Annotated in this window: 19 protein-coding genes and 4 tRNA genes; 14 read left to right on the forward strand and 9 right to left on the reverse strand. The window is 50.3% G+C overall.

The window, feature by feature from the left end; genetic code table 11:
- The first annotated feature begins 94 nt into the window (after positions 1-94).
- The 4 genes from A9B99_RS09300 (at position 95) to A9B99_RS09315 (ending at position 516) form a co-directional block, all read left to right on the forward strand.
- Positions 95-171, forward strand: a tRNA-Arg gene (locus A9B99_RS09300).
- 55 nt (positions 172-226) lie between these two features.
- Positions 227-302 (forward strand) — tRNA-His (locus tag A9B99_RS09305).
- 14 nt (positions 303-316) lie between these two features.
- Positions 317-403 (forward strand) — tRNA-Leu (locus tag A9B99_RS09310).
- A gap of 36 nt (positions 404-439) precedes the next feature.
- Positions 440-516, forward strand: a tRNA-Pro gene (locus tag A9B99_RS09315).
- Positions 517-1,047: 531 nt separating this feature from the next.
- On the opposite strand, the gene hemY is transcribed toward A9B99_RS09315, so the two are convergent.
- From hemY to hemC, 4 genes are read right to left on the reverse strand one after another with little or no spacing between them, the layout of a single operon-like run.
- Entirely contained in the window at positions 1,048-2,250 is a 1,203-nt protein-coding gene (gene hemY / locus A9B99_RS09320; RefSeq protein ID WP_064596882.1) for a protoheme IX biogenesis protein HemY, read from the reverse strand.
- 2 nt (positions 2,251-2,252) lie between these two features.
- Complete coding sequence (hemX, locus tag A9B99_RS09325; RefSeq protein ID WP_064596884.1) at positions 2,253-3,428, reverse strand: uroporphyrinogen-III C-methyltransferase; 1,176 nt, start codon at positions 3,426-3,428, stop codon at positions 2,253-2,255.
- Between the two features lie 12 nt (positions 3,429-3,440).
- Positions 3,441-4,190, reverse strand: a complete 750-nt coding sequence (gene hemD / locus A9B99_RS09330; protein WP_064596886.1) for a uroporphyrinogen-III synthase — start codon at positions 4,188-4,190, stop codon at positions 3,441-3,443.
- Positions 4,187-5,128, reverse strand: a complete 942-nt coding sequence (gene hemC / locus A9B99_RS09335) for a hydroxymethylbilane synthase (protein ID WP_064596888.1) — start codon at positions 5,126-5,128, stop codon at positions 4,187-4,189. The genes hemD and hemC overlap by 4 nt, the downstream gene beginning before the upstream one ends.
- A 272-nt stretch (positions 5,129-5,400) precedes the next feature.
- Here hemC and cyaA point away from each other — a divergent pair, with 272 nt between their 5' ends.
- Positions 5,401-7,950 (forward strand): class I adenylate cyclase, encoded by a 2,550-nt coding sequence (gene cyaA / locus A9B99_RS09340; protein ID WP_064596889.1) that lies wholly within the window; start codon positions 5,401-5,403, stop codon positions 7,948-7,950.
- On the opposite strand, the gene cyaY is transcribed toward cyaA, so the two are convergent.
- The gene (cyaY, locus tag A9B99_RS09345) at positions 7,951-8,271 is read right to left on the reverse strand and encodes an iron donor protein CyaY (RefSeq protein ID WP_064596891.1); all 321 of its coding nucleotides are present in this window, start codon (positions 8,269-8,271) and stop codon (positions 7,951-7,953) included.
- Between the two features lie 190 nt (positions 8,272-8,461).
- Here cyaY and lptM point away from each other — a divergent pair, with 190 nt between their 5' ends.
- The 7 genes from lptM to corA all read left to right on the forward strand — a co-directional run bounded on the left by lptM (position 8,462) and on the right by corA (position 15,358).
- A complete protein-coding gene (lptM, locus tag A9B99_RS09350) occupies positions 8,462-8,668 on the forward strand; it encodes an LPS translocon maturation chaperone LptM (protein WP_064596893.1) in 207 nt (68 codons plus the stop codon).
- Positions 8,669-8,703: 35 nt separating this feature from the next.
- Positions 8,704-9,528 carry a diaminopimelate epimerase gene (gene dapF / locus A9B99_RS09355; protein ID WP_064596895.1) on the forward strand — a complete coding sequence of 275 codons (825 nt, stop codon included), beginning with the start codon at positions 8,704-8,706 and terminating at the stop codon, positions 9,526-9,528.
- Entirely contained in the window at positions 9,525-10,229 is a 705-nt protein-coding gene (locus tag A9B99_RS09360; RefSeq protein WP_064596898.1) for a DUF484 domain-containing protein, read from the forward strand. Before dapF ends, A9B99_RS09360 begins: the two co-directional genes overlap by 4 nt.
- On the forward strand, positions 10,226-11,125 hold the full coding sequence (gene xerC, locus A9B99_RS09365) for a tyrosine recombinase XerC (protein WP_064596900.1): 900 nt from the start codon (positions 10,226-10,228) through the stop codon (positions 11,123-11,125). The genes A9B99_RS09360 and xerC overlap by 4 nt, the downstream gene beginning before the upstream one ends.
- On the forward strand, positions 11,125-11,841 hold the full coding sequence (gene yigB / locus A9B99_RS09370) for a 5-amino-6-(5-phospho-D-ribitylamino)uracil phosphatase YigB (protein WP_064596902.1): 717 nt from the start codon (positions 11,125-11,127) through the stop codon (positions 11,839-11,841). The genes xerC and yigB overlap by 1 nt, the downstream gene beginning before the upstream one ends.
- 55 nt (positions 11,842-11,896) lie before the next feature.
- Positions 11,897-14,059, forward strand: coding sequence for a DNA helicase II (gene uvrD / locus A9B99_RS09375; RefSeq protein WP_036115471.1), 2,163 nt, complete (start codon positions 11,897-11,899; stop codon positions 14,057-14,059).
- 348 nt (positions 14,060-14,407) lie between these two features.
- Positions 14,408-15,358, forward strand: coding sequence for a magnesium/cobalt transporter CorA (gene corA / locus A9B99_RS09380; protein WP_064596958.1), 951 nt, complete (start codon positions 14,408-14,410; stop codon positions 15,356-15,358).
- Positions 15,359-15,413: 55 nt separating this feature from the next.
- Here the strand turns inward: corA and A9B99_RS09385 are convergent, their stop codons facing one another.
- The 4 genes from A9B99_RS09385 to A9B99_RS09400 all read right to left on the reverse strand — a co-directional run bounded on the left by A9B99_RS09385 (position 15,414) and on the right by A9B99_RS09400 (position 17,858).
- A complete protein-coding gene (locus A9B99_RS09385; protein WP_064596904.1) occupies positions 15,414-15,821 on the reverse strand; it encodes a DUF2628 domain-containing protein in 408 nt (135 codons plus the stop codon).
- A gap of 48 nt (positions 15,822-15,869) precedes the next feature.
- Entirely contained in the window at positions 15,870-16,244 is a 375-nt protein-coding gene (locus A9B99_RS09390) for a hypothetical protein (RefSeq protein WP_064596906.1), read from the reverse strand.
- Positions 16,245-16,445: 201 nt separating this feature from the next.
- Complete coding sequence (gene rarD, locus A9B99_RS09395) at positions 16,446-17,333, reverse strand: EamA family transporter RarD (RefSeq protein WP_064596908.1); 888 nt, start codon at positions 17,331-17,333, stop codon at positions 16,446-16,448.
- A gap of 54 nt (positions 17,334-17,387) precedes the next feature.
- On the reverse strand, positions 17,388-17,858 hold the full coding sequence (locus A9B99_RS09400; protein ID WP_064596910.1) for a thioesterase family protein: 471 nt from the start codon (positions 17,856-17,858) through the stop codon (positions 17,388-17,390).
- Between the two features lie 147 nt (positions 17,859-18,005).
- Between A9B99_RS09400 and pldA the strand changes: the two genes are divergently transcribed.
- Positions 18,006-18,875 (forward strand): phospholipase A, encoded by an 870-nt coding sequence (gene pldA, locus A9B99_RS09405; protein ID WP_064596912.1) that lies wholly within the window; start codon positions 18,006-18,008, stop codon positions 18,873-18,875.
- Positions 18,876-18,942: 67 nt separating this feature from the next.
- Positions 18,943-20,772, forward strand: coding sequence for an ATP-dependent DNA helicase RecQ (recQ, locus tag A9B99_RS09410; protein WP_064596914.1), 1,830 nt, complete (start codon positions 18,943-18,945; stop codon positions 20,770-20,772).

Consider the following 20,772-nt stretch of genomic DNA (forward strand, 5'->3'; position numbering starts at 1 on the left):
TGCACAGAACATAACCAAACGCGCTTTTTATTTAAAAAAAGCACTAGACAGGTGGGCACTAAGTCCGTAATATCCGCCTCCGCAACGGCGCTACGCGCCCGTAGCTCAGCTGGATAGAGCGCTGCCCTCCGGAGGCAGAGGTCTCAGGTTCGAATCCTGTCGGGCGCGCCATTTAGTGAGGCGCTTTGAGCTGCGGTGGTAGAATGACCGCGAAAGATTTACAGTGGTGGCTATAGCTCAGTTGGTAGAGCCCTGGATTGTGATTCCAGTTGTCGTGGGTTCGAGTCCCATTAGCCACCCCATTATTTAGTGGAATGCGAAGGTGGCGGAATTGGTAGACGCGCTAGCTTCAGGTGTTAGTGTCCTTACGGACGTGAGGGTTCAAGTCCCTCCCCTCGCACCACAACTTAGGTTTTAAAAAAGTAAAATAGCAGTATTTCGGCGAGTAGCGCAGCCTGGTAGCGCAACTGGTTTGGGACCAGTGGGTCGGAGGTTCGAATCCTCTCTCGCCGACCATTTTAGAACCCCGCTTCGGCGGGGTTTTTTTGTATCTGAAATAATGGTTATTCAGCATAAATCGTTACTTACCTCCCTTTGTTGCGATTTAGCAACTCGCTCCTCAGAAATTGTCTCCAGTCAGTAACATTTAACATTATGATTTTAAAGGCTTGTTGTTCGAGTGGTTTTTGCCTGTCGTTAATGCCCGACATTCAGTGTTTACCAGAGGAATATGGCATGTTCAGATGTGGTGAGAAAGCCCGCCATCCGTGGCCTGAGGCCTGAATAATCTGACTGTAACTTTGGCATCATTTGTGCAAGAATAGACGGGTAGATGCTCATTCCACCTGTTATGTTCGCTTTATGCCTCATAATGCCAGGAATGATGCAGAGCCCTTTGCGGTGCTTATCGTCCAAAGACAGATGTCGGTTTCACCCTCATCAAACACCATGGACATAACGTTGAGTGAAGCACCAAGCTTGTTGTTATATGACCTGATTTAACACCTGCCCAGTGGGCAGGTGTTTTTTTATGGGAAGAAGGGGCTGTTAGCTTTTTGGCTTATCACTGGGGGTAACACTCAACAACAGGCCTTCCCGGCGCATGGTTGCTGCTTCAGCGGGCTCTTTCAGACGGTCGAGAGTATCTGCCAGTAAGGCATAATCTTCGGCGTCCGGGCGCTGTTTCAGTGCGGCACGAAACGCCAGACTGGCTTCCTGCCATTCTGCGTGTTGCATTAGTAACTGCCCTAACGTGCGCCATAATAACGGACGGTCACCCTGTAGTTTGATTTGCTGACGCAATGCTTTTTCCAGCACAGACGGATCGCCTGACTTGAGCTGTGGCATCAGTGTCACCAGCCGGTCATCGTACTGGCGTTTTAAACCGGCCAGAATAATTTTCTCTGCACTGGTGTGATCGTTACACTCAATCAGACGTTTTGCCATCGCTACTTGCAATATGGTTTGCTGGCGGGTTTTGCGTGGCTGATTCTTCCACCAGTTATTCAACCCTTCGCTACCTTGCTCGGCCATAGCCTGGTTAATCAATCCCAGCCATGCCTGTTCTTGCAGCGCTTCGCGATGCGCATCATCTGCAACTCCGGCTTTTGCCATAGAAGGGAGAATATCAAGCAAGGCATTCCATGCCCCCGTACGAATGTAAGCCTGTTCAGCAAGACGCAATACTTCCGGGTGACGTGGCGCAATATCCAGAAGCTTGTCCACACCATGTCGGGCCGCGTGATCTTCATTGCGGGCCAGTTGCAAACGTACCCGGGTAATATCTACCGGGATCTGGTCGTTGTCGGCCAGCTCAGCGGCTCGTTCCAGATGCTGATTAGCGCGCGTTTCATCGCCTCGCTGCTGAGCCGCTTCAGCTGCCAGTAAGTAGTTCACCAGAGGTTGCTCTGCATGATCGGCATTTTTAGCCATCAGTTTCTCGACTTGCTGGTAATCCCCTTCGGCGAGTTTTAGCAAGGCCTGCCGGGTTTGCTTACGTGCGCGTGTGCGTTTGCGGCCCACAAACCAGCCATGGGTACGTGCACCGGTTCTGAATACTTTACGCAGCAGCAATTCAACCGCGAACAGCACCAGCATCAGCAGGACCAGCATGATAACCAACCCGGTTACACTGGTTTCAATGTTGTAATTATCTGTCTGAATCAGTACGTACCCTTGATGCCCTGCCAGCATTGGGCCAAGCACGATGCCTGCAATCAATAATAAAAACAGCAACAAGACTTTCAGCATGATTACTCTCCCTGTGCCGGCTGTGCAGTTATGTTGCCGGAGCCTGCGCTAACGCCTGGTTGGGACAATAAGTTGCGCACGCGTGTTTGCATTAATTTTTCCAGAATTGGCTGGCTTTGCAGTGAATCCGGGACATCCATGCTGATATCTTGCTGACTCAGCGAATCCAGGCTTTGCAGAAAGGCTTTAGTCGCTGCGTCGTTGGTATCGTAATAAGCGCGTACCCAGGTCGAGACATTTTCCAGCGCCTGTTTATATACTTCGTTTTGATGGCGCGGAACCGCCTGGGCGGCCACTAATAAGCGTGAGCGCAGGTTTTCGCGCAGGTAAACATCCTGGTTTGGTGCCAGTAACGGGACTGCCGTCTCATCCCTGCGGCGTATGGTGATAAAACTGTCCATAAAGTTGTGCCAGCTCTTCGTCAGGTTTTCACGCCACTGGCTAAAGGAACCAGACAGCTCACTGCTGTCATCATCCATTGGCGTGTCATCAGTGGTGTTATCTGCAAGACGAAGGTTATCAATCTGGTTGGTAAGCTGATTAAGCTGCAGAATAATACCGTCATAATCAACTTGTGTCAGGGAAGACAATGTGGATAAATCTTGCGTGATTGCTCGGCGGGCAGGGAGCAAACTGGGGTCATTCATGTCAGCCAGACTGGCATCGGCACTTTTCAGTAACGCCGCTGCCGTAGTGACATCCTGGTCGCTCCATAACTTCCTGGCGGCCAGTTTTACCAGAAAGTCCGCCTGTGACAGCATCCATGTTTTTGCATCTGAACCAGAAATGGTCGCCACTTTTTGTTCCAGCTCAGAGAGTTGCGTTGCCTGGGCCAGTTGCTGTTTATGTGCCTGCGCGAGCGCACTGGCCTGTGCTTCAACGGTTTTTTGCAACGCGGCATTCTGCTGCGTTTGCTGATGCTGCAAAGCGGTTAACTGATCAATTATGGTATCGCTGGTCGATGTTTGTGTTGCCAGTTGATGTTTAGTCCAGGTCCACATCCCGGCACCACAAGCCAGCGCAATGGCGATTGCAACCACGCCTAACGCGATTCCTGCCTTTCCACTATGCTTTTTCTTGTCTTCCGCATGACGTATTGTGCCGGTGTTTTGTGATACTGGAGTTTCTTCCACCCGAGTTTCGTCAGTTGCGGCGGAGTCGCTATGTTGTTCCGTCATTATGGCATCCCATTAATAAAGTGATTGCAGGGTGCGCAAAAGCGCATCGTTATCAGCATGTTCGGCGACAGTGATTTCTTCCCAGCCCAATTCCCGGGCAACCTGTGCCAGCCGTTCGCTGACGACTACAAGCCGGCAGCGGAATAACCAGTTAGTTCGATATAATTCGGGAATCGTGTTCGTCAGTTGCGTGAGCATCTCGCCACTTGTCACCACCAGTATGCGGATCCCACGATTTTGCCAGCGCCAGGCCTCTTCAAGGCCATCATACTGGCAGGGTTGGCGTTGGTAACATTCGCAGATTGTCACAGCCGCACCTCGTTCACTCAGCGTGTCAGAGAGCAATTCCCGCCCACCATTGCCACGCAAAATAAGCGCACGTTTCCCGGCAACATTCTGTAATTCAGGTAATTGTAGCAAGGTTTCGCTGGTTTCCCGATCCCGTGGGTAGCTAATTGGCAGCCCGCTCACGGTATGCAGTGCCAGAGCAGTAGTGCGCCCAACGGCAAATGCCCGGATATGACCTGGCCAGGTTGACCGGGTTGCTGTAAGCTCGCTCTGGGCAAATTGCACCGCGTTCCGGGAAACAGCAAACAGTAAGTCGCCCTGCACAAGCTCGCCCAGTAACGCCGGGAGTTGGCTTAATGCATTCCCCCGGGCGAATTCAATCAAAGGAAAGTGCCAGGCCTCTCGCCCGAGAGCCCTGAGACGGCTAACCAGCGCTTCCCCATCAGGCGATGGGCGAGTGACCAAAATACTCATTGCGGTTTTTCACCTTGATAAACGTCGTGAAGAATTTGGCTCGCACCGCGTGCCAATAGTTCTTCAGCGAGACTAATACCCATTGTTTCAGCCTGGTCCGGTTCACCACGGCGCTCACCTGCGATGATTTGTGAACCATCCGGTGCGCCAACCAGTGCCCGTAACCATAACTGGCCATTTTCCAACACTGCAAAACTACCAATTGGTACCTGGCAACCACCTTCCAGACGTGTATTCATTGCCCGCTCGGCAATTACCCGAATAGCCGTATCGGTATCATGCAGTGGCGCGAGTAATTCACGAGTCCATGTATCAGTGAGGCGGCATTCAACACCCACCGCACCTTGCCCAACGGCTGGCAGGCTTACCTCTGGTGCCAGCGCTTCACGAACCCGTTCTTCCAGTCCAAGGCGTTTTAAGCCAGCCACAGCCAGAATAATGGCATCATATTCACCGCTATCCAGTTTACCCAGCCGGGTACCGACATTGCCGCGTAATGAGCGAATTTGCAGGTCAGGGCGGCGTGCCGCAATTTGGCACTGGCGACGCAGGCTGGATGTTCCTACTACTGCACCTTGTGGAAGTGAGTCAAGGCTGGTGTAGTGGTTGGATACAAACGCATCGCGTGGATCTTCCCGCTGGCAAATGGTGACCAGCCCCAGGCCTTCGGGAAAGGCAACTGGTACATCTTTCATTGAGTGAACGGCGATATCAGCCCGATTCTCCAGCATCGCCAGTTCGAGTTCTTTGACAAACAAGCCCTTACCACCCACTTTTGCGAGGGGAGTGTCAAGCAAGACATCACCACGAGTGACCATCGGAACCAGTTCAACCTGCAAACCCGGGTGGTATGCCTGCAAACGTTGTTTGACATATTGTGCTTGCCACAGCGCAAGCGGGCTTTGCCGGGTGGCAATTCGTAATACTTTGTCTACCATGCTAGTTACCGTAAAAAACGCTTGAATATCATCCTACCATTGTTAGAGGAAGCGTGTCAGTTTCAACGGGGTTTATCCTGAAAGTGTCAGTTTAAGTGTATTAAGATGCGCCCGAATGCTAGACTTACTTAGCGCATCTTTCTTTACGGTCAATGCTCGTGGTGTTAAATTGATCACGTTTTCACCAATTGCCAGCCTGTTCATTCTATAATCATTAAAGGCAGCATGCGGATTACGTTTTTGAAATACTGTAACCAATCAGGCGATACGTCTTGTACCTCTATATTGAGACTCTTAAACAGAGACTGGATGCCATAAACCAACTGCGCGTGGATCGCGCCCTGGCTGCAATGGGACCCGCTTTTCAGCAGGTTTACAGTCTGCTGCCTACATTATTGCATTGCCATCATCCGCAAATGCCGGGGTACCTTGATGGCAACGTTCCCCATGGAATTTGTCTGTACACGCCTGATGATACACAACGCCATTATCTGGACAGCCTTGAGCTGAAATATGGCGCTTTCCCGCAAGAAGAAAACACCAGTGAATTACCCATTACTGGTGTGTACTCCATGGGGAGCACTTCATCGGTTGGGCAAAGTTGTTCGTCTGATTTGGATATTTGGGTGTGTCATCAGGCGTGGCTGGACAATGAAGAACGCCGTTTGCTCCAGCGCAAGTGTGCGTTACTGGAGGGCTGGGCTGCGTCGTTAGGCGTGGAAGTCAGTTTCTTCCTGATCGATGAAAACCGTTTTCGTCATAACGAGAGCGGGAGTCTGGGTGGCGAAGATTGCGGTTCTACACAGCATATTTTACTGCTGGACGAATTTTACCGCACCGCAGTGCGCCTGGCCGGGAAACGTATTCTGTGGAATATGGTGCCCTGTGACCAGGAAGAGAGCTATGACGACTATGTTATGAAACTCTATGCGCAAGGCGTGCTGACCCCTAACGAATGGTTGGATCTGGGTGGGCTGAGCTCATTGTCTGCGGAAGAATACTTCGGCGCCAGTTTATGGCAGTTGTATAAAAGTATTGATTCCCCGTATAAAGCCGTGCTGAAAACGCTGTTGCTGGAAGCGTATTCCTGGGAATATCCCAATACCAGTCTGTTAGCCAAAGACATCAAACAACACCTGCATAACGGTGAAATTGTCTCGTTCGGGCTCGATGCGTACTGCATGATGCTGGAACGGGTTACCCAGTATTTAACTGCAATAGAAGATACCACTCGCCTTGACCTGGTTCGCCGCTGTTTTTATCTGAAAGTATGCGAAAAACTCAGTCGGGAGCGTGCCTGTGTTGGTTGGCGGCGTGAGGTTATCGGGCAGTTAGTGAAAAGCTGGGGCTGGGATGAACAACGCCTGGCTATGCTGGATAACCGGGCTAACTGGAAAATTGACGAAGTCCGCAATGCTCATAATGAATTGCTGGATGCGATGATGCAAAGCTATCGCAACCTGATTCGTTTTGCCCGTCGCAACAATCTGAGTGTCAGTGCCAGCCCACAAGATATCGGGGTTCTGACGCGTAAGCTCTATGCCGCCTTTGAAGCTCTGCCGGGGAAAGTCACCCTGGTTAACCCACAAATATCGCCAGACCTGTCTGAACCGAATCTGACCTTTATTCATGTACCGCCAGGCCGGGCAAATCGTTCGGGGTGGTATCTGTATAACCGTGCACCGCATATGGACACGATTATCAGCCATCAGCCACTGGAATATAACCGTTATCTGAACAAACTGGTGGCCTGGGCCTACTTCAATGGTTTATTAACACCGCGTACCCGCCTGTTCATTAAAGGCAATGGTATCTGTGACCTGGCAAAATTGCAGGAAATGGTGTCGGATGTATCCCATCATTTCCCTATCAGGCTGCCAGCGCCAACACCTAAGGCATTGTACAGCCCATGCGAAATTCGCCATCTCGCGATTATTGTCAACCTGGAATATGACCCGACGACGGCGTTTCGTAACCAGGTGGTGCATTTTGATTTCCGTAAGCTGGATGTCTTTAGTTTCGGTGAAGAACAAAAATGCCTGATTGGCAGTATTGATTTGCTGTATCGCAACTCATGGAATGAAGTGCGTACTCTGCATTTCAATGGCGAGCAGGCCATGATTGAAGCGTTAAAAACGATTTTGGGTAAAATGCACCAGGATGCAGCGCCACCAGACAACGTTGAGGTATTTTGCTACAGCCAGCATTTGCGTGGGTTAATTCGTACCCGTGTTCTGCAACTGGTTTCTGAATGTATTGAGTTACGCTTGTCGAGCACACGTCTTGAACCCGGGCGTTTTAAAGCGTTGCGTGTTGCCGGGCAAACCTGGGGACTGTTCTTTGAACGGTTGAATGTGTCTGTGCAGAAACTGGAAAACGCCATTGAGTTTTATGGGGCGATTTCTCATAACAAACTGCATGGGTTGTCGGTTCAGGTTGAAACCAACCATGTCCAGCTCCCTTCGGTTGTTGACGGGTTTGCCAGTGAAGGGATTATTCAGTTTTTCTTTGAAGAAACCAACAGTGACAAAGGGTTCAACATCTATATTCTGGATGAAGGTAACCGCGCTGAAGTTTACCATCACTGTGAAGGGAGTATTGAAGAGCTGGTTCGGGATGTCAGCCGGTTCTACTCCTCATCCCATGATCGCTTCACTTATGGTTCCAGCTTTGTGAACTTCAACCTGCCACAGTTCTACCAGATTGTGACTGGGGAAGGGCGCGCCCAGGTCATTCCGTACCGTGCTCAGTCTGTTACCGCAGCCGCAGCGCTGGCATCAGATGGCAACGCTGCGACACTACTGCAACAATATCAGCAGTAATTACTGGAAGCTGACTGGTTCACCAGCTTGCTGAGAGCAGGCTTCTTCCAGTAAGGCCCAGAAAGTTTTTCCGCTACGGTCGCACACCCAGGTATCTTCTTTCAGGTTGAAGTGGTAGCCACCACTTTTGGTTGCCAGCCAGACCTGGTGCAGTGGCTCCTGGCGGTTAATAATGATTTTGCTGCCATTTTCAAAACTCAGTGTCAGTACACCACCATTGATCTCGCAGTCGATATCGCTGTCGCCATCCCAGTTATCAAAATATTCTTCAATGGCCATCCACAGTTCGTCGGCCAGTCTGTGGAATTCAGAATCGTTCATGTTTCGCTTCCCGTTATAAGGCTGTGCAGGCAGTATAAAAGCACAGCGCGGGAAATTAAAATACCGCTCACAGACTCGTGAGTAAGCAAGTGTTTTTGGCGGGAATTATCTGTTCCTCAGACTCTGGCTATTGCTTTTCAGGGTTCACCTGCGATGATAGATAACAATAACGATATACAGGCACTGCAGAATGAAGAAACTCGTTTATCCGCTGGCCATGGCGCTGGCAATGTTTAGCCTCAGTGGATGTGGTTTAAAAGGCCCACTCTATTTCCCTCCGGCAGACAACAAAACACCCGAACATGTTGAAAAACCAGCATCGTCGACGCAATCAGCCGCACCTGATCAAAACGATCGCGGGTATGGCGACGACCCGACGCAGGTTGTCACCCAGTAGCACCCCAGTGCATGACCTGGGGAAGGGAGTTCTAAATGCAGTTTTCCAAAATGCATGGGCTTGGCAATGATTTCATGGTGGTTGACGCGGTAACACAAAACGTCTTCTTCTCTCCGGATATGATCCGCCGCCTGGCTGACAGGCATTTGGGAGTGGGGTTTGATCAGTTACTGATTGTGGAACCACCTTATGATCCTGAGCTGGATTTTCACTACCGTATTTTTAATGCGGATGGTAGTGAAGTTGCACAGTGTGGCAATGGCGCGCGTTGTTTTGCCCGCTTTGTGCGTCTGAAGGGCCTGACCAACAAGAAAGATATTTTTGTCAGTACCGCCAATGGGCGTATGGTTCTGACAGTGACGGACGATGATTTAGTACGGGTGAATATGGGCGAACCGGACTTCGAACCTGGCCGTATTCCTTTCCGCGCTAATAAAATGGAAAAAACCTATATTATGCGCGTCGCAGAACAAACGGTTCTTTGTGGCGCAGTATCAATGGGTAATCCCCATTGTGTGATTCAGGTTGAAAGTGTTGCGACAGCTGAAGTGGCATTGCTGGGGCCGTTGGTAGAAAGCCATGACCGCTTTCCTGAACGGGTGAATGTTGGTTTTATGGAAGTGGTTAACCCTGAGCATATCCGTCTGCGGGTTTATGAACGCGGCGCAGGTGAAACCCAGGCCTGTGGAAGTGGGGCCTGTGGTGCAGTGGCTGTCGGTATACAACAAGGTTTACTGGCTGAACAAGTGCGGGTTGACCTGCCTGGTGGCCGGTTAGATATTGCCTGGAAAGGTCCTGGGCATCCTTTGTATATGACCGGGCCTGCCACTCATGTCTATGATGGGTTTATACATCTATGAAGAACGTCGGAGAACAGCAAGATATTTTGCCTGAGCTGACAGACGAGATGGTCGGAGACTATCTGCGTCGTCACCCTGATTTTTTTATTCGTAACGCACAACTGGTTGAGCAACTCTGTGTACCGCACCCGGTACGGGGAGCGGTGTCACTGGTTGAATGGCATATGGCCAGGTCGCGGAACCGGATTGATAACCTGGAAACCAATATGGGTTTGCTGGTTGAACAGGCAATGGCAAATGAAGGGCTGTTTTACCGACTACTGAAACTACAAAGTCGGCTGGCGTCAGCCCCGGATTTTCAGTCTTTTCTTGAACGCCTGGCTCGTTGGGCAAAGGAGATGAAACTATCCAGTGCTACGTTACGGCTCTTTCCGGATAAATGGCGTATTGGCGCACCTTCCTGTTTTACTCACCTGGCGTTGAGCCGGCAACTGTTTGAGCCATTGCGCGTACAACGTTTTGGCGACCAGTCGCATTATCTTGGCGGCCTCAATGGTAATGAATTGCTGGTGATGTTGCCGCAGGAAAAAGCAGTAGGCTCAGTAGCAATGTCATTACTGGGGGAACAAGGGGATTTAGGTGTACTGGTATTCTCCAGCCGTGACCCTCAGCACTATTGTGCAGGCCAGGGAACTCAGTTCTTGCAGGAACTGAGTACATTATTACCCGGGTTACTGGAACGTTGGGTGGAGCGGTTATGAGCGGTTTGCAGGCGAGTGTTGACCAATATTTGCGTTACCTGAAAGTGGAGCGCCAGCTAAGCCCACTGACTTTGCTCAACTATGGCCGCCAGTTGCAGGTTATTATCAGTATGGCGGCGGATATTGGGATACAACACTGGGCTCAGTGCGACAGCAACAAAGTGAAACGCTTTGCAGTATTAAGCCGCAAGCATGGTCTGCAACCTGCCAGCATGGCATTACGCCTTTCTGCCCTGCGCAGTTTTTTCGATTGGCTGGTTGCTCAGGGTGAGTTGGATGCAAACCCGGCAAAAGGTGTCGCCAGCCCCAAAGCGCCACGCCATTTGCCCAAGAATATTGATGTGGATGACATCAACCGGTTACTGGATATCGATATTAATGACCCACTCGCTGTGCGTGACCGGGCGATGCTGGAAATCATGTATGGTGCCGGGTTGCGTTTATCGGAACTGGTTAATATTGATTGCCGCCATCTGGACCTCGCCAGTGGTGAGGTATGGGTGATGGGGAAAGGGAGTAAAGAGCGCAGGTTGCCTGTTGGTCGTAGTGCGGTGCAATGGGTTGAGCACTGGCTGGAACTGCGTTTGCTGTTTGGACCCGATGATGACGCACTTTTTTTATCCCGCCAGGGTAAACGTATTTCAGCGCGTAACGTGCAAAAACGCTTTGCTGAATGGGGAGTGCGCCAGGGGCTTAACAGCCATGTCCATCCTCATAAATTACGCCACTCATTTGCCACACATATGCTGGAATCCAGTGGTGATTTGCGAGCGGTACAGGAATTGCTGGGGCACGCCAATTTATCGACTACCCAAATCTATACCCACCTCGACTTTCAACATTTAGCCTCGGTGTATGATGCAGCGCATCCTCGCGCCAGGCGGGGGAAATCGTAATGCATTTTTACCGTCCACTGAGCCGGATTGCCGCTCTGACATTTGATCTGGACGATACGCTGTATGACAACTATCCAGTAATTCAAAAAACTACTCAGGCATCGCTTCAGTTTCTTCAACAATACCACCCGTCACTGGCTCAACTGACAGCCAGTGATTTTATTGGTGTGCGTGACGCATTAAGGGCAGAAGAACCGGAGATTTACCATGATGTGTCCCAGTGGCGCTGGCGGGCAATAGAACGCACGATGCAACTCGCCGGGATACCAGATAGCCAGGCGCGTGAAGGCGCGGATGCGGTGATGGCCGAGTTTGCTCACTGGCGTAACCGTATAGAAGTACCACAGGAAACTCATGCCATACTGGCAAAACTGGCGGGAAAATGGCCATTAGCCGCTATTACTAATGGTAATGCGGATCCCTCTCGTTTCGGGCTTGAGTCGTATTTTCAGTTTGTGTTGCGTGCCGGACCGGATGGCCGCTCAAAACCGTTTGGCGATATGTACTGGCTCGCGGCACGAAAACTGGGTCTTCAGCCCGGTGAGTTGCTCCATGTAGGCGATGACCTCACCACTGATGTGTCAGGCGCGGTACAAAGTGGCGTTCAGGCATGCTGGATTAACCTGAAACAGGCCAGCCTGATGACGGCCAAAGACAGCCGGTTGCTACCTCATGTAGAAATTTCGCGGTTGGCATCACTCACTGCGCTGATATAATGCTGTAAAAATTTCCAGGGGTACGATCCCCCCTTTCCCCAATTTGGCGGTGCTGATGGACGTTTCTTACCTGCTCGACAGTCTTAATGATAAACAGCGTGAAGCCGTTGCGGCACCACGCAGTAATTTGCTGGTTCTGGCAGGTGCGGGAAGCGGGAAAACACGAGTACTGGTGCATCGTATCGCCTGGCTGATGTCGGTTGAGAATAGCTCGCCTTACTCCATTATGGCTGTCACCTTTACCAATAAAGCGGCCGCAGAAATGCGCCAGCGTATTGGTCAATTGATGGGAAGCGTGCAAAATGGCATGTGGGTTGGCACTTTCCACGGCCTGGCACACCGCCTGTTGCGCGCGCATCACCTTGATGCTGGCTTGCCACAGGATTTTCAAATTCTGGATAGCGAAGACCAGCTACGCCTGCTCAAACGCCTGATCAAAGCCATGAACCTTGATGAAAAGCAGTGGCCTGCCCGCCAGGCCATGTGGTACATCAACGGCAAAAAAGACGAAGGCCTGCGCCCACAACATGTAGAAAGCTATGGCAACCCGGTTGAGCAAACCTGGTTGAAGGTTTACCAGGCTTATCAGGAAGCCTGCGACAGAGCCGGGCTGGTGGATTTTGCTGAATTACTGCTGCGCGCCCATGAGCTTTGGCTTAATAAGCCCCATATTCTCCAACACTATCGTGATCGCTTTACACACATTTTGGTGGACGAATTTCAGGATACCAACAACATTCAGTATGCCTGGATTCGCCTGCTGGCGGGTGATACCAGCCATGTAATGATCGTTGGGGATGATGACCAGTCAATTTATGGCTGGCGTGGTGCTCAGGTGGAAAATATTCAGCGCTTTCTGCGGGATTTCCCGGGGGCGCAAACCATTCGCCTTGAGCAAAACTACCGTTCAACCAGCAATATTCTGAACGCGGCTAACGCCCTGATTGATAACAACACAGGGCGCCTTGGGAAAAACTTGTGGACTGACGGCAGCGAAGGTGAGCCCATTTCGCTGTACTGCGCCTTCAATGAACTGGATGAAGCCCGGTTTGTTGTCAACCGTATCAAAACCTGGCAGGACAATGGCGGTGCACTGGAACAGTGTGCCATCTTATATCGCAGCAACGCCCAGTCGCGCGTGCTCGAAGAGGCTTTATTGCAGGGCAGCATGCCGTACCGGATTTATGGCGGTATGCGCTTCTTTGAACGCCAGGAAATTAAAGATGCGCTGGCGTACTTGCGCCTGATGAGTAACCGTAATGATGACGCGGCATTTGAGCGTGTGGTTAATACCCCCACCCGGGGAATAGGCGACCGCACTCTGGATGTTGTGCGCCAGACATCCAGAGAAAACCAGCTCACGCTATGGCAGGCTTCACGCCAGCTCTTACAGGATAAAGCCCTGGCCGGGCGCGCTGCGTCTGCCCTGCAGCGTTTTATGGAACTAATTGATGCACTGGCTCACGATACCGCAGAAATGCCCCTGCATGTCCAGACTGACCGGGTGATTAAAGATTCTGGTTTGTGGATGATGTATGAGCAGGAAAAAGGCGAAAAAGGGCAGACGCGTATTGAAAACCTTGAGGAACTGGTGACAGCCACACGCCAGTTCAGCTACCAGGACGAAGACGAAGATTTAATGCCGTTACAGGCCTTCTTGTCTCATGCTGCACTGGAGGCAGGAGAAGGGCAGGCAGATACCTGGCAGGACGCAGTACAACTGATGACACTGCATTCAGCGAAAGGTCTGGAGTTCCCGCAAGTGTTTATTGTCGGGATGGAAGAAGGGATGTTCCCCAGCCAGATGTCGCTGGATGAAGGCGGTCGCCTGGAAGAAGAACGCCGCCTGGCTTATGTTGGTGTCACGCGGGCCATGCAAAAGCTTACGCTGACTTATGCAGAATCGCGCCGACTGTACGGGAAAGAGGTGTATCACCGCCCTTCCCGGTTCATTGGCGAACTACCGGAAAACTGTGTGGAGGAAGTGCGTTTACGTGCGACGGTTTCCCGCCCGGTTAATCACCAACGGCTGGGTACGCCCATTGAGCAAAACGATAGTGGCTATAAGCTGGGCCAGCGGGTACGCCATCCCAAATTTGGTGAGGGAACTATTGTGAACCTGGAAGGTAGTGGTGAGCACAGCCGCTTGCAGGTGGCATTCCAGGGCCAGGGCATTAAGTGGCTGGTCGCCGCTTACGCCAGGCTCGAAACGGTGTAACTCTGTGTGGGAAAATAAATTTTCTGCGCTGTCTGCTAACCTTAACAAATAACAGATATTAATTAATTGCGAGTGTTCTGTTGTTTGTTGACGCTGCTTTTTCGCTGGCGTAACATGCGCGCACGATTACGCTAAGAGGACATTCGCCTTGGACACACCCAGTAGATACTGGCTCTTTCACCTGTTTTCGGGGTGCAACTCCTAAGGCTATCCTCATTGCTGATAGCCTTAGCGGTTGTCAGCGACATCTTTTCCCGTCGCGTTGAGCCAGTCTATTTCTTGGTTTGAAACCCCCGTTTCTGTGTGCCCACTGAACTGTCCGATATTTTTGCATTGGGAGTCCCGGTCATGTTGAGCGCATTTCAACTGGAAAATAATCGGTTGTCCCGTCTCGAAGTGGAAGAGGCTGAAAACCTGAGCAACGCGATATGGGTTGACCTGGTTGAGCCAGACGAAGACGAGCGACAACGCGTACAAACGGAACTTGACCAGAGCCTGGCGACCCGGCCAGAGCTTGAAGACATTGAGGCATCTGCCCGTTTTTTTGAAGACGAAGATGGCTTACATATCCACTCATTTTTCTTCTACGAAGATGCGGACGATCACGCGGGCAACTCAACCGTGGCTTTTACCATTCGTAATGGTCGCCTGTTTACCTTGCGTGAACGTGAGTTACCGGCATTTCGTCTCTACCGCATGCGCGCCCGTACACAGTTGATGGTTGACGGTAATGCGTTTGAATTGTTACTCGATTTGTTTGAAACCAAAATTGAACAGCTGGCTGATGAAATCGAAAACATTTACAGCGACCTGGAAAAGCTCAGCCGGGTGATTATGGAAGGGCAACAGGGTGATGAGTACGACGAAGCGCTCTCCACTCTGGCAGAGCTGGAAGATACCGGCTGGAAAGTTCGCCTGTGTTTGATGGATACCCAGCGGGCACTGAATTTCCTGGTACGTAAAGCTCGCTTACCGGGTGAGCAGCTTGAACAGGCGCGCGAAGTATTACGCGATATTGAATCCCTGCTGCCACACAACGAATCCTTGTTCCAGAAAGTTAACTTCCTGATGCAGGCGGCGATGGGGTTTATCAATATCGAACAGAACCGGATAATTAAAATCTTCTCCGTGGTATCTGTTGTATTCCTGCCGCCCACGCTGGTTGCTTCCAGTTATGGGATGAACTTTGAGTTCATGCCGGAATTACACTGGAGCTTTGGTTACCCAGGTGCCATCGTCTTTATGATGCTCGCGGGCCTGGCACCTTACCTGTACTTTAAGCGGAAAAACTGGTTGTAGCGGTTAATGCTCAGAGGCAAGAAAAAGCGCTGTGAAAACAGCGCTTTTTTTATGGTTATATACCCCAGGTTTGTTTGTTTTTTACTTTGTAATCGTAATACCAACCAATAGTCTGGCATGCCACATAAATATTGAAACAGAAAGATAAAAACCTGAAGTGAATCAGAGTACCAATAATGGCAACAACCAGGCTCACAAGAATGCAGACTATGGCTTTTTTCCACAGTCCTAAAATCAGCAGGTAAAGGGGGCCAAAAAAGAATGCCAGATAGCTTATCTGAACTTTTTGGCGGTCCCAAAAGGATAACTTACGTAATGCTTCGCGATTTTCTTTTGGTATAAAAAATGGGTTGCTGTAGCCGCCCATTTTTTCAATGAAAGCAAAGCGAAATTTCCATTTATCTTTTACTTTAGGATCCTGCTGGTAGTCGTAATTTTCTTCAGGCAATGTTGTGTTAGTCATCGTGTTACCTTTTATCCCTTGCCAAATGGCGGTTAATTGTCTGGTTAATTATTTCGTTATCTTGCCTGGGGTAAGAGCCAGAAAGAATGCAGTCAAAATATTCATAGTCGCAGTAAAACGGGTACCCGGAGAGTCACAATCTGCTCCCCAAATACGAATCATAATTTGCCCGATCACTACTATGCTCATCCAGAGAATCACGAAGTAGCGGCCTTTTATACCAATATCCCGGCAGCGCATAGCACCCGCATTACAATAAATCCATAGCAGTAATATCACCGTAAAAATAAGGGTGAATTTCCCCATATTAAACATCAGCGGGGCGCCCTGAAGAACGAAATACAAAACACTGATGATTAAAAAGGGTATGCGCCGAATAGTTGCGCTATGTGACGGTTTGAATAAATTAATAATGAAAGACATAGTTGTTTTCTTACCGGGAAAGCTAACCCTAACCCGGCACAGCGCATGTGAGTTCAGTTCATGGAGATTATAGAAACAGTATTGCCTGATAGTAAGGTGGTGGTTGTACTAAAAAAGGTAGGTGAGGGAATTGGATTGCTGGTGTATAGCTGGCGTAATACATAAATAAGAATACTACGCCAGTATTCTGTTTTATAAGGATTATCTGACTTTTCTCTGGGTGTATAATGCATCCAGAACAAAGACAAACAGGGCTATCCAGATAAATCCGAAAGTGACCATTTTATCTTTCCCGGGCACTTCGCCATAGAACGTTACGGCTAATAAAAACATGAGTGTTGGGCCAATATATTGAAAAAAGCCGAGGGTGGATAATCTCAGGCGGGTGGCCGCACCGGTGAAGCATAATAACGGCACCGTGGTGACAATACCGGCGGCCATCAGCAACAAATTCAGTGACCAGGGGTTGTTGGCAAGATGGCTGGTGGGTGTGTCTGTAATGCCAAACAACCAGATAGCAGCAGCAGGTAACAGCCATAATGTTTCTATCAGCATGCCAGTCTGTGCATCAACGGCAATTTTCTTACGCACCAGGCCATACAGCGCAAAACTGAACGCCAGTGCCAGCGCAATGATGGGCAACGACCCGAAAGTCCAGAGTTGAACCAGTACACCGCAGGCTGCCAGTAACACGGCCACCCACTGCATCAGACGAAAACGTTCACCGAGAAAGATCATTCCCAGCAAAATATTCACCAGCGGATTAATAAAATAGCCCAGGCTGGCTTCCAGCATATGGTTATTATTGACCGCCCAAATAAAGAGCAGCCAGTTGCCACCCACTAATACAGCTGAGACGGCAAGGCCAAAAATCTTCTTTGGCGTGGCGATAATTTTTCGCACCTGGCGCCACTGACGGCTCAGCGAAATCAACGCTACCATGAAGAAAAAAGACCAGATGATACGGTGGGTCAGTATTTCATTGGCGGGGACAAACTGAATAAGTTTGAAATAAGCGGGGGCTATCCCCCAAATAAAATAGGCGATCAGGGCGAGGATAACCCCTAAGCGTACTTGCCTGCTGTCCATTTGAGTGTGTATGTGCGTTGGAAAAGTGTACAGGCAGTTTACCAGAAAAAGCGGCTACCCGACCATGTAAGTCGCTGTTGCACTGGCAATATAGGTTTTTTGTTCGTTATGTAATTCAACCCTGGCAACAGCCACTTTATTACCTGCACGCAGTAGTGAGCTGCTGGCGGTAAAATGAGTGCCACGCCCCGGGCGCAGATAGTCCACACGTAAGTCAATGGTGCCCATTTTTCCCAGTCGCTGGCGTAGCTCTTCCTCGCTGATGGTTTCATGGCGCGTGAGCGTGCTGCCGACACACACCAGCCCGGCGGCAACGTCCAGCGCAGAGGCAATCACGCCACCATGTAAAATATTTTGTGCCCAGTTCCCCACCATCATAGGCTGGTGTTGAAAACTAAGTTCAGCATAATCAGGAACGTACTTGACCAGTTCCAGCCCCAGAGCCCGGTTAAATGGCATATGGTATACAAAAATATCACCCACCAACTTCAATGCTTCTTCAGCGGTAAGAATAACGCCAGACATAGTGATACTCACCATTAGTTAATGAGGTGTTTATTTTATGTATCGTTTATGTTTTAAACCAGTTTAAGAGCAGAAGAGTGCGTATCGGACAATGAAATATGTAGAATGGGTCACACCAATAATAATTGCTTCAGGAGAATGAGGCTGATGCGCAAGAATTTTTCTGCTTTGATAATGATGTGCGTGCTCCCGGTCACGGCCTGGGCACAGGAAGCAACGGTGAAAGAGGTGCATGATGCACCGGCTGTTCGCGGTAGTATTATTGCTAATCTGCTGCAGGAACATGATAACCCATTTACTCTGTATCCTTACGATACCAACTATGTGCTCTACACAGAAAGTAGCGATATTAATAAAGAAGCGATAAAAAGCTACGACTGGGCTGACCACGCCCGCAAAGATGAAGTGAAATTTCAGTTGAGCCTCGCGTTCCCTTTGTGGCGTGGGATTTTGGGTGATAACTCTGTGCTGGGTGCATCGTATACGCAGAAATCCTGGTGGCAGCTTTCCAATAAGTCCCAATCTTCACCGTTCCGTGAAACGAATTATGAACCGCAACTGTTCCTGGGTTTTGCCACGGACTATCAATTTGCTGGCTGGACATTGCGTGATGTTGAGATGGGTTTTAACCATGACTCTAACGGCCGCTCAGACCCCACATCCCGTAGTTGGAACCGCGTTTATTCTCGCCTGATGGCGCAGAATGGTGACTGGATGGTTGAAGTGAAACCCTGGTATGTGGTGGGGAATCTTGATGATAATCCGGATATTGCCAAATATATGGGTTACTACCAGGCGCGTGTGGCGTATAGCTGGGGTGATGCCGTCCTGAGTGTGAAAGGGCAATATAACTGGAATACCGGTTACGGCGGCGCTGAATTCGGCGTGAGTTACCCAATTACCCGCCATGTCCGGGCTTACGCTCAGGTGTGGAGTGGTTACGGTGAATCCCTGATAGACTACAACTTCAACCAGACACGCGTTGGTTTGGGCGTTATGCTCAATGATCTGTTTTAAAGCATTGCAGTTTCTCACTCAGGCGCTGAAAATAGCGCCTGTTTTATTTTAAGCGGATGGAGTGAGTGTGGCGCAGGCGGAAATGATGAATCGGGAGTCACTGGCACAACAAGTGTTACAGGAGACCTTTGGCTACCAACAGTTTCGTCCGGGCCAGCAAACCATTATTAATACGGCACTTCAGGGCCGTGACTGTCTGGTCGTTATGCCGACCGGCGGGGGAAAATCCCTCTGTTACCAAATTCCTGCGCTGGTGCTTGGCGGGTTGACGCTGGTTGTCTCTCCGCTTATCTCTTTGATGAAAGATCAGGTGGATCAACTGTGCGCCAACGGGGTTGCCGCTGCCTGCCTGAATTCCTCATTAAGCCGTGAAGACCAACAACAGGTTATCGATGGGTGCAGAAACGGGCAAATACGCCTGCTGTATATCGCCCCAGAACGCCTGATGATGGATAACTTCCTCGACCACCTGGCTCGCTGGAACCCAGTCATGCTGGCAGTTGATGAAGCCCACTGTATTTCCCAATGGGGGCACGATTTCCGCCCGGAATATGCAGCCCTTGGGCAACTGCGCCAGCGTCTTCCTGGTGTGCCGTTTATGGCGTTGACGGCCACGGCAGACGATACCACCCGGCTTGATATTGCGCGTTTATTGGGGCTGGATGACCCGCTTATCCAGGTGAGCAGTTTTGACCGGCCGAATATTCGCTACATGTTAATGGAGAAGTTCAAGCCGCTTGACCAACTGCTGCGGTATGTTCAGGAGCAACGTGGAAAATCCGGCATTATTTACTGCAACAGCCGGGCAAAAGTGGAAGACACAGCAGCCCGCCTGCAAAGCCGTGGAATAAGCGCGCGTGCCTACCATGCCGGGCTGGAAAATAGTGTGCGTGCAGAGGTACAGGAGAAGTTCCAGCGCGATGATGTGCAAATTGTGGTGGCTACCGTAGCCTTCGGTATGGGGATTAATAAACCCAATGTGCGCTTTGTTGTCCATTTCGACATTCCACGCAATATCGAGTCGTATTACCAGGAAACCGGGCGCGCCGGGCGGGATGGGCTGCCTGCGGAAGCGATGCTGTTTTACGACCCTGCAGATATGGCCTGGCTACGCCGTTGTCTGGATGAGAAACCAGCAGGGCAGTTGCAGGATATTGAACGCCATAAACTGAACGCTATGGGGGCCTTTGCCGAGGCACAAACCTGCCGCCGCCTGGTTCTGTTGAATTATTTTGGTGAAGGTCGCCAGGAAGCATGCGGCAACTGTGATATTTGCCTGGATCCTCCACGCCGTTATGATGGCCTGGTGGATGCGCAAAAAGCGTTATCCTGTATTTATCGTGTTAATCAGCGTTTTGGGATGGGTTATGTGGTGGAGGTATTGCGAGGCGCCAACAATCAGCGTATTCGTGATATGCAACACGATAAACTGCCTGTGTATGGCATTGGGCGTGAGCATAGCCACGAACACTGGGTAAGCGTAATTCGCCAGCTCATCCATATGGGGTTTATTACCCAAAACATTGCCAACCATTCTGCTCTGCAACTGACTGAAGCGGCCCGGCCTGTATTGCGTGGTGAGGTGCCATTAATGCTGGCTGTGCCTCGTATTACTGTTCTGAAACCGCGTGCTCACCAAAAAACCTTTGGCGGTAATTATGACCGCAAGTTGTTTGCCAAATTACGCAAGCTGCGTAAAGCCATTGCCGATGAAGAAAACATTCCACCGTATGTCGTCTTTAACGATGCAACGTTGATAGAAATGGCGGAGCAGTTACCCGTTTCACCAGGGGAAATGTTGAGCGTAAATGGCGTGGGAATGCGTAAACTCGAGCGGTTTGGGCAACCCTTTATGACCCTGATTCGTGAACATCTGGACGAACGGGAAACCTGGTAG

It is taken from the genome of Mangrovibacter phragmitis, from assembly GCF_001655675.1.
GTDB classification, from domain to species: Bacteria; Pseudomonadota; Gammaproteobacteria; order Enterobacterales; family Enterobacteriaceae; genus Mangrovibacter; species Mangrovibacter phragmitis.

Coding starts and splice junctions, on each gene's coding strand:
- hemY (WP_064596882.1), bottom strand. CDS start 2,250: ATGCTGAAAGTCTTGTTGCTGTTTTTATTATTGATTGCAGGCATCGTG.
- hemX (WP_064596884.1), bottom strand. CDS start 3,428: ATGACGGAACAACATAGCGACTCCGCCGCAACTGACGAAACTCGGGTG.
- hemD (WP_064596886.1), bottom strand. CDS start 4,190: ATGAGTATTTTGGTCACTCGCCCATCGCCTGATGGGGAAGCGCTGGTT.
- hemC (WP_064596888.1), bottom strand. CDS start 5,128: ATGGTAGACAAAGTATTACGAATTGCCACCCGGCAAAGCCCGCTTGCG.
- cyaY (WP_064596891.1), bottom strand. CDS start 8,271: ATGAACGATTCTGAATTCCACAGACTGGCCGACGAACTGTGGATGGCC.
- lptM (WP_064596893.1), top strand. CDS start 8,462: ATGAAGAAACTCGTTTATCCGCTGGCCATGGCGCTGGCAATGTTTAGC.
- dapF (WP_064596895.1), top strand. CDS start 8,704: ATGCAGTTTTCCAAAATGCATGGGCTTGGCAATGATTTCATGGTGGTT.
- A9B99_RS09360 (WP_064596898.1), top strand. CDS start 9,525: ATGAAGAACGTCGGAGAACAGCAAGATATTTTGCCTGAGCTGACAGAC.
- xerC (WP_064596900.1), top strand. CDS start 10,226: ATGAGCGGTTTGCAGGCGAGTGTTGACCAATATTTGCGTTACCTGAAA.
- yigB (WP_064596902.1), top strand. CDS start 11,125: ATGCATTTTTACCGTCCACTGAGCCGGATTGCCGCTCTGACATTTGAT.
- uvrD (WP_036115471.1), top strand. CDS start 11,897: ATGGACGTTTCTTACCTGCTCGACAGTCTTAATGATAAACAGCGTGAA.
- corA (WP_064596958.1), top strand. CDS start 14,408: ATGTTGAGCGCATTTCAACTGGAAAATAATCGGTTGTCCCGTCTCGAA.
- A9B99_RS09385 (WP_064596904.1), bottom strand. CDS start 15,821: ATGACTAACACAACATTGCCTGAAGAAAATTACGACTACCAGCAGGAT.
- A9B99_RS09390 (WP_064596906.1), bottom strand. CDS start 16,244: ATGTCTTTCATTATTAATTTATTCAAACCGTCACATAGCGCAACTATT.
- rarD (WP_064596908.1), bottom strand. CDS start 17,333: ATGGACAGCAGGCAAGTACGCTTAGGGGTTATCCTCGCCCTGATCGCC.
- A9B99_RS09400 (WP_064596910.1), bottom strand. CDS start 17,858: ATGTCTGGCGTTATTCTTACCGCTGAAGAAGCATTGAAGTTGGTGGGT.
- pldA (WP_064596912.1), top strand. CDS start 18,006: ATGCGCAAGAATTTTTCTGCTTTGATAATGATGTGCGTGCTCCCGGTC.